Genomic DNA, 15800 nt, shown 5'->3' with positions numbered 1-15800 from the left:
GCAGGTGTGTATTCATTCGCCCAGCCACACGCGACCCGACAGAGGATCGGACCAGCGTAATCGCGCTCGTTCGTGAACTCGCCTCAACGCCCCTGCGCACCCCGGCGCAGCCAGTCATGCACGAAGGCGAGCTTACGGCGCGCGGCGTCCGACAGCACGAAGGGGTAGAGATCCGACAACCCCATGGAGCGGTTGACGTGGTTGACCCCCATAGCGAGGGAGGCCGCGACATGGATCAGGCGCTCGGCATCCGGTTCCGAATACGGGTCCCAGCCCGGGCTCGGCAGCTCTGGCGAGGACAGGCCCGCCGCGACGAAGCTGTCGGTAATATCGGTCAGGTGCAGCAGATGCGCGGCGGTCTCGGCCCAATCCTCGTGCGGATGTGCAGAGGCGTAGCTGGTCAGGAAGCGCAGCCTCCAGTCGGGCGGCGGACCGTCATGGTAGTGGCGCTGGAGCGCGGTGGGGTAATCTGCGCGTTCGTCGCCGAACATGGCGCGGAAGGCGTCGAGGAAGTCGGCGCGCAGGCTGAGCCGCCACCAGAGCATATGCGCGATCTCGTGGCGCATATGGCCGATCATGGTGCGGTAGGGCTCGTCCAGTGCCTGGCGGCGGGTTGCGCGCAGGACCGGGTCCGCTTCGGCCACGCTGATGGTCACCACGCCCGCGACATGCCCCATGAGCACAGGCGTCGGGCCCTCGGCGAGCAGGTGGAAAACGGGGCGCGTGCCCGGATCCTCCGGCCGGAACCAGTGCCAGCGGCCGAGATTGTCGAGCGCCCAGCGCTTGGCGGCCTCGGTCTGCGCCCAGTTGGGGATGGCGCCGGGGATGGCGGGATCCGGGGCCAGCGCCGTCATGGCGCAGGATCGACAGAAGGCGCCCTGTTCCGGGGCGATCCAGTTGCAGCCGATGACCTCCCGGTTGGCGCAGAAGGGCGGCATGGGCAAAAAGGCCCGCGCCTGCGGGTCGTAAGCCACGGGGGTGCCGTCGGCGGTGGCAAGGTTATCGAACCACAGCGAACCGGAACCGACCGGGTTGGTAAAGACGCGCATACAGTAGGGACTCCGTAACAACGACAGGGCACAGGGGCCGACAAGTCACGAATTCATACTTCGCTTCTCCCGGACGGGTGTCAAACCCTTTGCCGCGCCGACCGCGGAGGCTCACCCGGGCCGGCGAACGGCTCTCAGCTTCCCGCTGCCTCCGCCACCGCAGAAGAACCGATCGCCGCCATCGGACTCGAGCCCCGACACGCCCATCCCGGGCGGCATCTCGAGACTCTCCAGGACCTCTCCCGTGCGAGGATCGACTCGCCTCACATCGCTCGCGTCATCTTCCCAGGTGCCGTGCCAGAGCTCGCCATCGACCCAGGTAACCCCGGTGACGAAGCGGTTGGACTCGATGGTGCGAAGCACCGCCCCGGTTTGCGGATCGACCTGCTGGATCCTCCGGTCCGGATACTGCCCTACCCAGAGCGACCCTTCGGCCCACGCGAGCCCCGAGTTGCCGCCGCCGGGGGGCGCCGGAATCGTGGCGAGCACAGCGCCGGTGTCCGGATCGATCTTCTGGATGCGATCCTCGGCGATCTGAAACAGGTGCTGGCCGTCGAAGGCCGTGCCGGCCTGCGCGGCGACATCGATCGAGCGCAGCATCTGCTCGCTCGCCGGGTCGAAGGCGGTCAGCCTGTCGCCGGTGGCAAACCAGACGCGCTGACCGTCATAGGTGACCCCATGCACGCCGTCGACACCCGGAAAGGGCCCATATTCACTGATGATCTCGGCCGCTGAACGCTTCATGGTTCCCTCCTCATCACTCGGGATTGAGACTTCCATGCTAGTCGCCCGGCAGGGGAGCGGGGAGTAACAAAGTCGTCGGGAATCCCGGCACGGGCGGGGTCATCCAGCGACGCGCTCGCCCGCCACCAAACGCCTGCGCCTTGCCCGCCGCCGCCAGCGCCTCCAGTGCCCGCTGCACCGTGCGCTGGCTGGTGCCAAGCGCCAGCGCCAGGGCCGAGCTCGACCACGACTCACCGTCGGCGCCAGCACGACGACCTCGCCTGCCCCGTGCGGCGCCAGCGCGAACCCTCGTTTTGTCGCGCGGACCCCGGCCAGCGTCCCAAGCTCGGTGCGAAGCCGCCCCACTTCGACACGCAAGCGCGCGCGATACGACTCATCGGCGAGCCTGGCGCGGAATGCCCGTGCGACGAGCGTGCCCCGCGGTACGTCGCCGGGCCAGGCTTCGCCCAGCGCGCGGGCGAGCGCGAACAACACCGGACGCCTGGCGAGCGAGACCACCGTGCCGGCGTCACGCACGACATGACGACACGCGTCGACGACGAGCGCCCTCGAGGCCAGTAACGCTTCCACCTCCTCGAGCAGCAGGAGCCGCTCCTCGCCACGCGCGATCAGGCGCGCCGCGGGCGTGTTCAAGGCGAGGGAGGCGCTTTCCACCTCTGCCGTCAGCGCCGGGATGACGGCGCGGCGCGCGGCGTGCCCGGCCCGAGCGAGCGCGGCACGCGCCGGCTTCGTGCGGAGGCGTCGCATCGCGATCCCCGCGACGACCAGCTCGTGGGCGGCCCTCGCCGCGGGCGGGAGGGGCGCGGGATCGAGGTCGGCGAGCCTGCACTCGGCCTCGTCGAGGCGCCCGATCAGCAGCAGGCGCCGGACCTCGAGATACCGTGCATAGGCGGCGTTCACCCGGTCGCCATGCGCTTCGAGCGTCGCTCGCGCCGCGTCGAGCGTCTTCGCCGGCCAGCCCAGGTCGCGCGAGACGAGCGCGATCTCGGCCTCGGCGACGACACACCTTGCCCGGGCCACGGCCTCTTTCGGACCGAAGGCCCGCGCCGCACGTCGCAGGAGCGCCTTCGCGCGCACGAGATCGCCGAGCTGCGCCATCGCGATGCCGCGAAGCGCGAGCGCAGGCGCGTCGTCGCGCAAGGCGACCCGGTTCAGGGCGCCGAGGGGATCCCCCGCCGCCAGCGCACGCGCCGCGGCCGTGATCAACGCCTCCATCGGAATCCCGTCACACTTGTTACTCCCAGCGTTCGATGCTCGTTACTAACCTATCTCACGAACCCCTAGCCGACACGTCGTAGCGAGAACGGAACGCACGACACTCATCCTGACACTGGGGGCCAAGGGAGGACAGAACGATGACGACACACCTGACCGGGACACGGGAGGAGTGGCTGGCGGCCCGGCTCGAGCTGCTCGAGGCCGAGAAGGCACTGACGCGGCGCAGCGACGAGCTGGCGCGGTGGCGACAGGAGCTGCCCTGGGTGCGGATCGACAAGGCGTACCGCTTCGAGACCGACGAGGGGAGTGTCTCGCTGGCGGACCTCTTCCGCGGGCGCTCGCAGCTCCTCGTCTACCACTTCATGTTCGGGCCCGACTACACGGCGGGCTGCCCCGCCTGCTCGGCGATCGCCGATGGCTTCGACGGCTGCGTCGTCCACCTGGCCAACCACGACGTCACGCTCTGCGCGGTGTCGCGGGCGCCACTCGCGAAGCTGCAGGCGTACCAGCGGCGCATGGGCTGGACCTTCCCCTGGGCGTCCTCGCTCGGCAGCGACTTCAACGCCGACTTCAACGTCTGGTTCACCGAAGCGCAACAGCGCGAGGGAGGTATCGAATACAACTACCGGCGCGAGGCGGCGTTGCCGTTGCGCGGCGAAGACCCGCCTGCCGCCGAGATACCCTCGCGCTCGACACCGGACGGGGCCACTACCTTCGCTGCCATGAGCGGAACCGACACGGCCACCTACACGCGCGAGAGGCCGGGCATGAGCGCGTTCGCGCTGGAGGATGGCGTCGTCTACCACACCTACTCCACCTATGCGCGCGGACTGGACGGCCTCTGGGGCATGTACCAGTGGCTCGACCGCGCACCTCGCGGACGCAACGAGACGGGCGTCTGGTGGCGTCGCCACGACGAGTACGACAACCGCTGAGCCAGGGCGCGGTGTTGGTGGTGCAACCGGTAGAGGGAGTTCTTGCGAGGCTGGGTTGCCGAGCGGGCTTGCCAGCGAGCCTGCTGCGGTGCATCGGCGCTGGACTTCGCTGCCAGCGTGGAGGTGGCGATAGTCTGGTGCGCGACCACGGCCGGAGCGGCGTCATCGACAACACCTTCGCCACGTCGATGCTGCAGCGCGGCTTCGACAAATCGTCTATCCTGATGATTTGTCGCTGATTTTTGCCTTGTGACCCACACGGATGTGGGAAATGCGTGGACCCGTAGGGAACGGGCTAGCCCTGGCCATCGCTCGCCGACTTTTCGGACAAAGCCCAGGGATGGTAGTTCATGTCTTTCGGATGAGTTGCCCCGGCCACGAGCCGGGGCTTTTCTTGTTCGTCACACGTTGACGTGAGCACCTATGATGGACAACCAAGCGTCGTCGATCTGCTGGCTCGCCCAGTCCAGGGCGCAGCCCCAAGCCACGTGCTCGTCGAGCGTGGCGGCCAGTGGCGGCATGGGGTGAGTCTTCGGCTCTGGCGACTCGTCCAGATGCCAGCTCATGGTTGCAAGCCACTCCCTCGTGACAGGGTCTCGCGCGAGTAACAGCTCGACCTCAGTTGAGCGAAATGAAAATTCGCAGCGCTTCACGCTCATGGCACACCCCCTATGGTCGACCTCGGCAGAGTAGCGGCATCGGTGCGGGCTGGGGAGGCGCCATCACATCATTCCGTGTCAGCCATTGCCGACAGCTGCCCGTCGTCAAAATCTGACGACGGGCAGATCGCACGTCCACCTGCGCGGGAAATGAGGGTCTGTCCCTCATTCTCCGGAAGTGGCGCGAGGCGCTGGCCGTTCACCCCTCGGTCCGCGAGGCCGTCGCTCCAGGTTACAACGACCGCCTGCGCCGCTTCATGCAGAACAAGCACGATCGCGCGTTTCCGAACGTGGAATGAGCGGGCCTAAACGATCCGCCAGGTCATCAAACAATGCGGAGACAGAGAGGTCCAGCGCTTGCATCTTTCACCGTGTGATCGTCTCCATATCAATCACATGCATTGCAGCTTATTCAGATACGACTATAGTACGAGACTCTGTGTGGAAACCCGCACACCGCAACACCTGCCCCGTGCGGGATTCCGGCCCCACCCCGCCCATCATGCTTCGACCAAGGTCGAATTACACTATCGCAACCATATGAAATACCAGACATTTCAATAAGAAGGCATGGCCATTGCCGTGTAATGGGCGTTGATGCCACCCCGGCCTGGCTCACGGCAGGTCCCGCAACCGGTGACCATATGTCCATATGTCGCCGCGAGAAAAAGCGAATGAGGTAAAGCACATGGCAGACGATTTGCGCGACAGCGCCTTGCAGTACCATCGATTCCCCCGCCCCGGCAAGCTGGCGATCCAGGCGATCAAGCCCATGGCCAGCCAGCGGGATCTGTCGCTGGCCTATTCGCCCGGGGTGGCCGCGGCCTGCGAGGAGATCGAACGTGACCCCCTGCAGGCGGCCGAGTACACCGCCCGTGGCAATCTGGTTGCCGTGGTCAGCAACGGCACGGCGGTGCTGGGGCTGGGTAGCATCGGCGCCCTGGCTTCCAAGCCGGTGATGGAAGGCAAGGCCGTGCTGTTCAAGAAGTTCGCCGACGTGGACGTGTTCGACATCGAGATCGAGGAGCGCGACCCGGACAAGCTGATCGAGATCGTCGCCGGTCTGGAAGCCACCTTCGGCGGCATCAACCTGGAAGACATCAAGGCACCGGAATGCTTCGAGATCGAGCGGCGCCTGCGCGAGCGGATGAAGATCCCGGTCTTCCACGACGACCAGCACGGTACCGCCATCGTCTCGGGGGCCGCCCTGCTCAACGGCCTGCGGGTGGTGGGCAAGGAGCTCGGCGACATCCGCCTGGTCTGCAACGGCGCGGGCGCGGCGGCCTTGGCCTGTCTGGATCTGGCGGTGGCCCTGGGGGTACGCAAGGACAACATCCTGGTTTGCGACCGCAGCGGCGTGATCCACACCGACCGTACCGAGGACATGGATCCCTACAAGGCGCGCTACGCGGCTCGGACCGAGGCCCGCACCCTGACCGATGCCGTCAACGGGGCCGACGTGTTCTTCGGTCTCTCGGCCGGGGGCGCCCTCAAACCGGAGATGGTGGCGACCATGGCCGATCGCCCATTGATCCTGGCCATGGCCAACCCCATCCCGGAAATCATGCCGGAGGACGCCAAGGCGGTACGCCCGGATGCGGTGATCGCCACCGGACGCTCGGACTACCCCAACCAGGTCAACAACGTCCTGTGCTTCCCGTTCATCTTCCGGGGCGCCCTGGACTGCGGCGCCACCACCATCAACGAGGAGATGAAACTGGCCACCGTCAAGGCCATCGCCGACATGGCGACCACCACGGTGCCGGAAACGGTGGCGGTGGCCTATGGCGGACAGGCGCTGACCTTCGGCCCGGAGTACATTCTTCCCAAACCCTTCGACCCGCGCCTGATCGACACCATCCCGCCGGCGGTGGCCAAGGCCGCCATGGACAGCGGTGTGGCCGCTCGACCCATCGCGGACCTGAATGCGTATACCCGATCGCTGTCACGACTGGTATACCGCTCCGGCAATGTGATGGAGCCGGTGTTCGAGCGGGCTCGACAGAATCCGCTACGCTTGCTGTACGCCGAAGGCGAGGATGAGCGCATCCTTCGTGCCATGGAGGTCTGCATCAGTCAGCGCTATGCCAAACCCGTACTGATCGGCCGCCGTGCGGTAGTCGAGGCACGCATCGAGGAATTGGGCCTGCCGGTGAAGCCCGACGTCGATTTCGAGCTGATCGATGCGCAGGACTATCCCGGCTACGCCGAACTGGCCAGCGAGTACCACAAGTTGATGGGACGGCGCGGTGTACAGCCGGAGGCCGCCGAGAAGCGAGTACGCAGCCGGGCCACCATCCTGGCCTCGCTGCTGTTGCGCCGGGGCGATGTGGACGCCATGATCGCCGGCCCGGTGGGCACCTACCGCGAGCACCTGGGCTTGGTGCTGGACGTCATCGGCCTGCGCGAGGGCGTCAGCACGGCTGCCGCCCTGCAACTGCTGATCCTCGAACGGACCACACTGTTCATTGCCGATCCCTTCGTCAATTACGATCCCGATGCCGGTCAGATCGCCGAGATCACCCTGCTGGCAGCGGAGCAGATTCGCCGCTTCGGCATCACGCCCCGGGCCGCCCTGGTCTCCCACTCGAATTTCGGCAGTTCCGACTTCGACAGTGCAGGGAAGATGCGCCAGGCACTGGCGCTGATCCGGGAACGCGCACCGGATCTGGTGGTGGACGGGGAAATGCAAGCCGACTCGGCTCTGTCCACCGGCGTGCGCGGGCGCATCCTGCCCGATTCGCTTCTCGACGGCGAGGCCAATCTGTTGATCATGCCCAACCTGGACGCGGCGAACATCACCTTTTCCGCTCTGAAGGTACTGGGCAACGGTGTGTCCGTGGGGCCCATCCTGCTGGGGGCCGCCAAGCCGGTTCATGTGCTCAACCGCACGGTCACCGCGCGGGGTATCGCCAACATGAGCGCCTTCGCCGTGGTCGAGGCACAGACCGATCAATAACTACAATAATTCCGACCCAACCAAGGGAGACGATCCATGGCATTCGACAACTACAACGACTTCGATCCACAGGAAACCCGGGAGTGGCAGGAAGCCGTCGACGTGGTAGTGGAGCGGGTGGGCCCCGAGCGAGCCACCTACCTGCTGCACAAGGCGGTGGAAGAAGCCTACGGGGCCGGCGCCGAGCCGCCGGACACCACCCGCACGCCGTATGTGAACACCATCCCACCCCACAAGGAGGCCCAGCTGCCCGGCGACGCGGCCTTGCTGCAGCGGCTGACCGCCTATCTGCGCTGGAACGCCATGGCCATGGTGGTGCGCGCCAACAAGAAACCTGCCGAGCCCGGGGGGCATATCGCCAGCTACCAGTCCTCGGCGGTGATGTACGAGGTGGGGTTCAATCACTTCTGGCATGCCCCCAGCGATAATCATGGCGGAGACATCATCTACGTGCAGGGCCATTGCGCTCCGGGTATCTACGCACGGGCGTTTCTGGAGGGACGGCTCACCGAGGAGCAGCTGGAGAACTTCCGCCTGGAAGTGGACGGCAAGGGGCTCTCCTCCTATCCCCACCCCTATCTGATGCCCGACTTCTGGCAGGTCTCCACCGTGTCCATGGGTCTGGCGCCGATCATGGCCATCTATCAGGCACGCTTCATGAAGTACCTCCAGCATCGGGGGCTGGCCGACACCGAAGGTCGAAAGGTCTGGGCGTTTCTGGGCGACGGCGAGATGGACGAGCCCCAGTCCCAGGGTGCCATCGCCCTGGCCAACCGGGAGAAGCTGGACAATCTGATCTTCGTGATCAACTGCAATCTGCAGCGTCTGGACGGCCCGGTGCGGGGCAACAGCAAGATCGTCCAGGAACTGGAAGGCAACTTCCGGGGCGCGGGGTGGAACGTCATCAAGTGCCTGTGGGGTTCGGGCTGGGACGAACTGCTGGCCAAGGACACCAAGGGGCTGTTGCGCAAGCGCATGGAGGAATGCGTCGACGGCGAGTATCAGAACTTCAAGGTCAAGGGCGGCGGCTATATCCGCGAGCATTTCTTCGGCAAGTATCCGGAGCTCAAGGAAATGGTCGCCCACATGTCGGACGACGACATCTACTACAAGCTGATCCGCGGTGGCCACGACCCGCAGAAGGTCTATGCGGCCTATCACGCGGCGGTCAACACCAAGGACAAGCCCTCGGTGTTGCTGATGAAGACCGTCAAGGGCTACGGCATGGGCGAAGGCGGCGAGGGCCAGAACATCACCCACCAGAAGAAGAAACTGGGCGAGGATCACCTCAGGCACTTTCACAAGCGCTTCGACCTGCCCTTCAGTGACGAACAGGTCACCAGGGCGGAGTTCTTCAAGCCCCCCGAAGACAGCGCCGAGATGCAATTCCTGCACGGGCAGCGCAAGGCGCTGGGCGGCTACCTGCCCCAGCGCCGGCGCAACGGCGATGTGCTCAAGGCGCCTCCCCTGGACATGTTCAAGCAGGTGCTGGCGGACACCGGTGAGCGCACCATGTCCACCACCATGGCCATGGTGCGCATCATGGTATCCCTGGCCCGGGACAAGACCCTGGGGCCGCGGCTGACCCCGATCGTCGCCGACGAGTCACGCACCTTCGGCATGGAGGGCATGTTCCGGCAGATCGGTATCTACGCCCCCGAAGGGCAGAAATACGTGCCCATGGACGCCGAGGAGATCATGCCCTACCGGGAGGACCAGAAAGGCCAGATCCTGCAGGAAGGCATCAACGAGGACGGGGCCATGTCGTCGTGGATCGCCGTGGCCACGTCGTACAGCAACCACGGGGTCACCATGATCCCGTTCTACGTCTACTACTCCATGTTCGGCTTCCAGCGCATCGGCGATCTGGCCTGGGCGGCCGGCGACATGCTGGCGCGAGGTTTCCTGATCGGCGGTACTTCGGGGCGCACCACCCTGAACGGCGAGGGCTTGCAGCACCAGGACGGACACAGCCAGCTGTTCGCCCAGTTCATCCCCAACTGCATCGCCTATGACCCCACCTTCCACTACGAGGTGGCGGTGATCGTGCGCGATGGCCTCAAACGCATGTACGAGGATCAGGAGAACGTCTTCTACTACATCACCACCCTGAACGAGAATTACCATCATCCGGCACTGCCCGAAGGCGCCGAAGAAGGCATCATCAAGGGCATGTATCCGTTCAGCAAGGCCGAGGGCAAGGGGCCGCGGGTACAGCTGCTGGGCTGTGGCAGCATCCTCAACGAGGTGATTGCTGCGGTGGACCTTCTACGCGACGACTGGGGAGTGGCGGCCGACGTCTGGAGTTGTCCGAGCTTCAATGAACTGGCCCGCGACGGCCACGCCGTCAAGCGCTGGAACCGGCTGCATCCCGGGAAGCGTCCGCGCAAGAGCCATGTCGAAGAGTGCCTGGAAGGCACCGAAGGACCGGTCATCGCCTCCACCGACTACATCCGGCTGTTCGCCGAACAGATCCGACCCTTCGTGCCGCGGCGTTACGAGGTACTGGGTACCGACGGCTTCGGCCGCTCCGACAGCCGCCAGGCCTTGCGCCGCCACTTCGAGGTGGATCGTCATTACGTCACCGTGGCCGCGCTGCAAGCCCTGGTCGACGAGGGCAAGCTCAAGAGCGGCAAGGTCCGGGACGCCATCGCCAGATACGGCATCGACCCCGAAAAGCCCAACCCCCTGTACGCCTGAGCCGGAGGAGAACAAAAGTGGCTATCCAAGAAATCAAGGTACCGGATATCGGCGACTACACCGATGTCCCGATCATCGAGGTCCATGTCCAGGCCGGTGACAGCATCCAGGCCGAGGACCCGCTGATCACCGTGGAGTCCGACAAGGCCTCGATGGACGTGCCCGCGCCCAAGGCCGGCACCGTCAAGGAGGTCAAGGTCAAGGTCGGCGACACGGTCTCCGAGGGGTCGACGATTCTGATGCTGGAGGCGGAGGGTGAATCCCCCTCCCCCCCTGCCTCCTCTCCCGCCGGGGGAGAGGAAGCACCGACACCGTCCGGTGGCGGAGTCGAAGAGATCAAGGTCCCCGACATCGGCGACTTCAGCGATGTGCCGATCATCGAGGTCCATGTCCAGGCCGGTGACGGCGTCCAGGCCGAGGACCCGCTGATCACCGTGGAGTCCGACAAGGCCTCGATGGACGTGCCCGCGCCCAAGGCCGGCACCGTCAAGGAGGTCAAGGTCAAGGTCGGCGACAAGGTTTCCGAGGGCAGCCTGGTGCTGCTGCTGGAGAGCGAGGCGGGAGAAGGAGAAAAGACCGCGGCTCCCACCGGGGAAGAAGAGAAGAAACCGCAACCGGCGGCTGCCCCCTCCACCGCACCTTCGACCGGCCAGATTGCGGATTTCAGCCGGGTTCACGCCAGTCCCTCGGCTCGCCGCGTGGCCCGCGAACTGGAGGTGGACCTGAACCTGGTGCCGCCGACCGGCCTCAAGGGCCGGGTCACCAAGGAGGACATCCAGAGCTTCGCCAAGGGCGGCGCCCCGGCGGCGCAACCGGCGGCTGCGGCCCCGTCTGGTGGAGAAGGCATGGATCTGCTGCCCTGGCCCAAGGTCGACTTCAGCAAGTTCGGTCCGGTGGAGACCAAGCCGCTGTCGCGCATCAAGAAGATCTCCGGTGCCAATCTGCATCGCAACTGGGTGAGAATTCCCCACGTCACCAATCACGACGAGGCCGACATCACCGACCTGGAAGCCTTCCGGGTGCAGTTCAACAAGGAAAACGAGAAGGCGGGCATCAAGGTCAGCATGCTGGCGTTCATGATCAAGGCCGCGGTCGCCTCCTTGAAGCAGTTCCCCGAGTTCAACGCCTCGCTGGAAGGCGACAATCTGATCCTCAAGCAGTATTACCACATCGGGTTCGCCGCCGACACGCCCAACGGCCTGGTGGTGCCGGTGATCCGCGATGCGGACCAGAAAGGTGTGGTAGAGATCGCCCAGGAAATGGGTGCGCTGGCCAAGCTGGCCCGCGACGGCAAGCTCAAGCCCGATCAGATGCAGGGCGGCTGTTTCACCATCTCCTCGCTGGGCGGGATCGGCGGGCTGTATTTCACGCCCATCATCAATGCCCCTGAAGTGGCCATCATGGGCGTGTGTCGCTCCTACTGGAAGCAGGTCTCGCCGGACGGCAAGCAGTCGGCGTGGCGGTTCATGCTGCCGCTGTCGCTGTCCTGGGATCACCGGGTGATCGATGGCGCCGCCGCGGCCCGTTTCAACGTCCATTTCGCCAACCTGCTCGCCGACATGCGGCGCATCATCATGTAAGGAATCGACGACATGGCCAATGCAATCGAAGTCAAGGTGCCCGACATCGGGGATTTCAAGGACGTCGAGATCATCGAGGTGCTGGTCAAACCGGGCGATGCGATCGACATCGAAACCCCGCTGATCACCCTGGAGACCGACAAGGCCTCCATGGACGTGCCGTCCCCGGTTTCGGGCACGGTCGGAGAGCTCAAGGTCAAGGAGGGTGACAAGGTCTCCGAAGGCTCGACCATTCTGATGCTGGAGCCGGCCGAGACCGGATCCCGGGTGGCGGACCACGAACCGCATCCGGCGGTCCATGAAAAAGGGGTTGGCTCAGCGGCGCCCGGCGATGCAGGCGGTGGTTATGGCGGCGGCAGCCTGGAAGAGGTTCGGGTGCCGGACATCGGCGATTTCGGCGATGTTCCTATCATCGAAGTGCTGGTTCGCGCGGGCGATACGATCGGTGCCGAGGACCCGCTGATCACCGTGGAATCCGACAAGGCCTCGATGGACGTGCCCGCACCCAAGGCCGGCAAGGTCACCGAGGTGCTGGTGTCAGTCGGCGACAAGGTCTCGCAAGGCTCGGCGATTCTGATACTGGAAGCGGAGGGGAAATCCCCCGCATCCCAGCCTTCTTCCGCGCAGGGAGCGGGAGAGAAGGCGGCCACCGCGCCCGCCCCGAAGGCGGCCACCCATACCGGCGGGGCCGACCTCGAGTGCGAGATGCTGGTGCTGGGCGCCGGCCCGGGGGGCTATTCGGCCGCCTTCCGGGCCGCCGACCTGGGGATGAAGACCGTGCTGGTGGAACGCTATGCCAGCCTCGGCGGGGTGTGCCTGAACGTCGGCTGCATCCCCTCCAAGGCGCTGCTGCATGTCGCGGCGGTCACCGACGCGGCCACTGCCATGGCCGATCACGGCATTGCCTTCGGCAAGCCGAAAATCGACCTCGACAAGCTGCGCGGCTGGAAGGAAAAGGTCGTCGGCCAGCTCACCGGTGGGCTGGCCGGCATGGCCAAGGCACGCAAGGTCGACGTTGTCCGCGGGGTCGGGACATTCCTCGACCCGCATCACCTGGAAGTCGCCCTGACCAGCGGCGACGGCCAGGAGCAGACCGGCGACAAGCAGGTGGTGAAGTTCGACAAGTGCATCATCGCCGCCGGTTCGCAGTCGGTGAAACTGCCCTTCATTCCCGACGATCCCCGGGTGGTCGATTCCACCGGCGCGCTGGAACTGACCTCCATCCCGAAGCGCATGCTGGTCATCGGCGGCGGCATCATCGGCCTGGAGATGGCCACGGTCTACTCCACCCTGGGCACCCGCATCGACGTGGTCGAGATGCTCGACGGGCTGATGACCGGTGCCGACCGCGACCTGGTCAAGGTCTGGGAAAAGGTCAACCAGCCACGCTTCGACAAGGTGATGCTCAAGACCAGGACCACCGCCGTCAAAGCCCAGAAGGGCGGCCTCAAGGTCAGCTTCGAGGGCGACAACGCCCCCGCTGAGCCACAGGTCTACGACATGATCCTGCAATCGGTCGGGCGCAGCCCCAACGGCAACAGGATCGGTGCCGAAAACGCCGGCGTGGCGGTCGACGAACGCGGTTTCATTGCCACCGACAAGCAGATGCGCACCAACGTCGGGCATATCTTCGCCATCGGCGACATCATCGGTCAGCCGATGCTGGCCCACAAGGCGGTTCACGAGGCCCATGTTGCCGCCGAGGCCGCCGCCGGGCACAAGAGCTTCTTCGATGCCCGCCAGATTCCCTCGGTGGCCTACACCGACCCGGAAATCGCCTGGGCCGGCAAGACCGAGACCGAATGCAAGGCCGAAGGCATCAAGTACGGCAAGGCAATTTTCCCCTGGGCAGCTTCCGGTCGTGCCATCGCCAACGGCCGAGACGAGGGTTTCACCAAGCTGCTGTTCGACGAGGAGACCCATCGCATCATCGGCGGGGCCATCGTCGGCACCCAGGCGGGAGACCTGATCAGCGAACTGTGTCTGGCCGTCGAGATGGGCTGCGACCCGGTCGACATCGGCAAGACCATCCACCCGCATCCGACCCTGGGCGAATCGGTCGGCATGGCCGCCGAACTGTTCGAAGGCGTGTGTACCGATCTGCCGCCGCAGAAGAAGCGATAGGGTGACTTCCATCGGGCTGCGGCGGTCGATGCGCCAGGATGACGTGGGGCCTGCGCGCCTTCGGGTTGCTCCTGGCGCTGGTGGTCTGGACCGCGATGGGTTTCGCCGAGGGACTGTCGTCGGACGCGCGCTAGGTCGCGACGATCGCCACCCTGATGGCAATCTGGTGGATGACCGAGGCGGTGCCGCGACGGGCTCTTGCCCGGTACGATGCAGCACCGCCCGGTTGTCCCGCTGGCGACCCGGCTGGCGGACGCGTGCAATCATCGAATGGCCACGCACAGAAGGCGACCGCGGCTATTATTGCTCGGCGCCCTCCTCGGCCCGGCCTTCTCCTTCGCCTTCGCCTTCGCCTTCTCCTTCGACTTCCGTTTCGGCCGCCTCTTCGTTCTCTTCCTGGCGCATCTCGGGCGGAATCATCGCCTCGGACACCTCGAGTCCCTGCTCCCGGTAATAGCGCACCGCTCCCGGGTGGAACCAGATCACATCGTTCTTCTCCATGTGCTCCGGCCGGGTCTCGGCCGCTGCGGGGTGGATCTCCTGCATGGCGTCGTTGTCCTCGAGCACCAGCGCCATGAGTTCATGGACGAAGCCCTCATCGAGGTCCTTGTGGCCGATGGCGAAATTCCAGAAGGCCACCGAGGCCTGGGGGGCATCCATCGACGCATAGGTGTCGGCAGGGATCTCGTAGGGAGTCACCGGAAAGGCGTCCACCAGGGTCGCCTGCTGCTCCTCGGTCAGGCCGAACATCCGTACCTTCTGGCGACTCTCCACATGCTCGAAGGCCTTGATAGGCAGGCCGGCACAGAAGGCGAAGGCATCGCTGAGGCCGCCGAGCACGTAATCCGCCAGCAGGCTGGCGCCGGCATACTGCAGGCGGACATCCTCAACCCCCAGCTCATCGAAGAACCGCTCCCAATAGGTGGCGCAGGTGCCGCCCATGGGCCCCACCCCGACACGGGCCCCACTCAGGTCATCGATGTTTTCGATGCCTGAATCGGCCTGGGTGACTACGTGGAAGGGGGTCCGGTACATGGGAAAGAGGGCACGCACGTTGCGCATCTTCTCACCATCGGCGAACTCGGCCTCGCCTTCCCAAAGCTCCCTTGCCGGCCCCAGGGTGACAAAGCCCAGCTCCGCTTCACCCGTGTGGACCAGGATCATGTTGTGGTAGGGCCCGCCGGTGGCACGCGTATCGGCGAGCAAGTCGAGTTCATCGGTGATGCGCGCGGACAGGCCGTGGCCGTAGATATGGTAGGTGCCGCCGATGGAGGCAGTAGCCACTCTGATCCGTTCCGGCCAGTCCGCACGCTCCTGGGCCATGGCCGTGGACCCCCAGATCAGCAGGCCACCGGCCGCGACAAGGGTGGGAAGGCAGAAAAAGCGTTCGTCAGTCATGGCATGTCTCTCGACCGAGGTGGTGTGGATCACTTCCTTCCACAAACCTAGCTGATTATCCAGGAGCCTGTCGGACTTAACGCTGATCTACTGCGAGAGCCGGTCTTTCGGCCAACTTCATTCGATCTGATTCGTTAAATAGCGGGCTATTCGCCTCATCAGATCGATGAACTTGTCTCGAAATCCGACTCTCTCGCGACGATCGGTCAAATCCGACAGGCTCCTAGCCGGGTGCCGCAGCATCGGAACCGCGCCACCCCATCGGGTGGATGGTTGAACCTCCTGAAATTTTTACATCCTCAACCAGGCGAGCCCCTGCCTGCGTATCCTCGACAACATCACCGCTTGACGCGGCCCTCGCCGTAACGCAACGGGCCCCGCCATTGGCAGGGCCCGTTGCGTTCCAGGGGAGAGTCACGCTCAGCCGGCGGTGG

Annotated in this window: 10 protein-coding genes; 5 read left to right on the top strand and 5 right to left on the bottom strand. The window is 65.3% G+C overall.

The genetic code is table 11. The features are described from left to right. Nucleotides 1–83 precede the first annotated feature (83 nt). The 3 genes from CR157_RS10565 to CR157_RS10555 all read right to left on the bottom strand — a co-directional run bounded on the left by CR157_RS10565 (nucleotide 84) and on the right by CR157_RS10555 (nucleotide 3008). Complete coding sequence (locus CR157_RS10565) at nucleotides 84–1049, bottom strand: zinc-binding metallopeptidase family protein (RefSeq protein WP_110283512.1); 966 nt, start codon at nucleotides 1047–1049, stop codon at nucleotides 84–86. Nucleotides 1050–1160: 111 nt separating this feature from the next. Then, a complete protein-coding gene (locus CR157_RS10560; RefSeq protein ID WP_258364136.1) occupies nucleotides 1161–1829 on the bottom strand; it encodes a Vgb family protein in 669 nt (222 codons plus the stop codon). Between the two features lie 63 nt (nucleotides 1830–1892). Then, nucleotides 1893–3008 carry a helix-turn-helix domain-containing protein gene (locus CR157_RS10555; RefSeq protein WP_258364135.1) on the bottom strand — a complete coding sequence of 372 codons (1116 nt, stop codon included), beginning with the start codon at nucleotides 3006–3008 and terminating at the stop codon, nucleotides 1893–1895. 140 nt (nucleotides 3009–3148) lie between these two features. Here CR157_RS10555 and CR157_RS10550 point away from each other — a divergent pair, with 140 nt between their 5' ends. Beyond that, nucleotides 3149–3946, top strand: a complete 798-nt coding sequence (locus CR157_RS10550) for a DUF899 domain-containing protein (RefSeq protein WP_110283510.1) — start codon at nucleotides 3149–3151, stop codon at nucleotides 3944–3946. A gap of 401 nt (nucleotides 3947–4347) precedes the next feature. On the opposite strand, the gene CR157_RS22225 is transcribed toward CR157_RS10550, so the two are convergent. Next, a complete protein-coding gene (locus CR157_RS22225) occupies nucleotides 4348–4605 on the bottom strand; it encodes a hypothetical protein (RefSeq protein ID WP_146218672.1) in 258 nt (85 codons plus the stop codon). Between the two features lie 688 nt (nucleotides 4606–5293). Between CR157_RS22225 and CR157_RS10545 the strand changes: the two genes are divergently transcribed. Genes CR157_RS10545 through lpdA form a run of 4 tightly spaced genes read left to right on the top strand, consistent with a single transcriptional unit; the run spans nucleotide 5294 to nucleotide 13968 of the window. Beyond that, nucleotides 5294–7564 carry an NADP-dependent malic enzyme gene (locus CR157_RS10545; RefSeq protein ID WP_110283509.1) on the top strand — a complete coding sequence of 757 codons (2271 nt, stop codon included), beginning with the start codon at nucleotides 5294–5296 and terminating at the stop codon, nucleotides 7562–7564. A gap of 36 nt (nucleotides 7565–7600) precedes the next feature. Beyond that, nucleotides 7601–10264 (top strand): pyruvate dehydrogenase (acetyl-transferring), homodimeric type, encoded by a 2664-nt coding sequence (aceE, locus tag CR157_RS10540; RefSeq protein WP_110283508.1) that lies wholly within the window; start codon nucleotides 7601–7603, stop codon nucleotides 10262–10264. 17 nt (nucleotides 10265–10281) lie between these two features. Continuing rightward, a complete protein-coding gene (aceF, locus tag CR157_RS10535) occupies nucleotides 10282–11844 on the top strand; it encodes a dihydrolipoyllysine-residue acetyltransferase (RefSeq protein ID WP_110283507.1) in 1563 nt (520 codons plus the stop codon). Between the two features lie 12 nt (nucleotides 11845–11856). After that, nucleotides 11857–13968, top strand: coding sequence for a dihydrolipoyl dehydrogenase (lpdA, locus tag CR157_RS10530; protein ID WP_110283506.1), 2112 nt, complete (start codon nucleotides 11857–11859; stop codon nucleotides 13966–13968). A 300-nt stretch (nucleotides 13969–14268) separates the two neighbouring features. Here the strand turns inward: lpdA and CR157_RS10525 are convergent, their stop codons facing one another. Continuing rightward, nucleotides 14269–15366: a TAXI family TRAP transporter solute-binding subunit gene (locus tag CR157_RS10525; protein ID WP_110284002.1), complete on the bottom strand. Its 1098-nt coding sequence runs from the start codon at nucleotides 15364–15366 to the stop codon at nucleotides 14269–14271. Nucleotides 15367–15800: the final 434 nt, after the last annotated feature.

It is taken from the genome of Halomonas sp. LBP4 (assembly GCF_003202205.1).
Taxonomy (GTDB): Bacteria; Pseudomonadota; Gammaproteobacteria; order Pseudomonadales; family Halomonadaceae; genus Halomonas; species Halomonas flagellata.
This window is presented reverse-complemented; position numbering and strand designations above follow the sequence as displayed.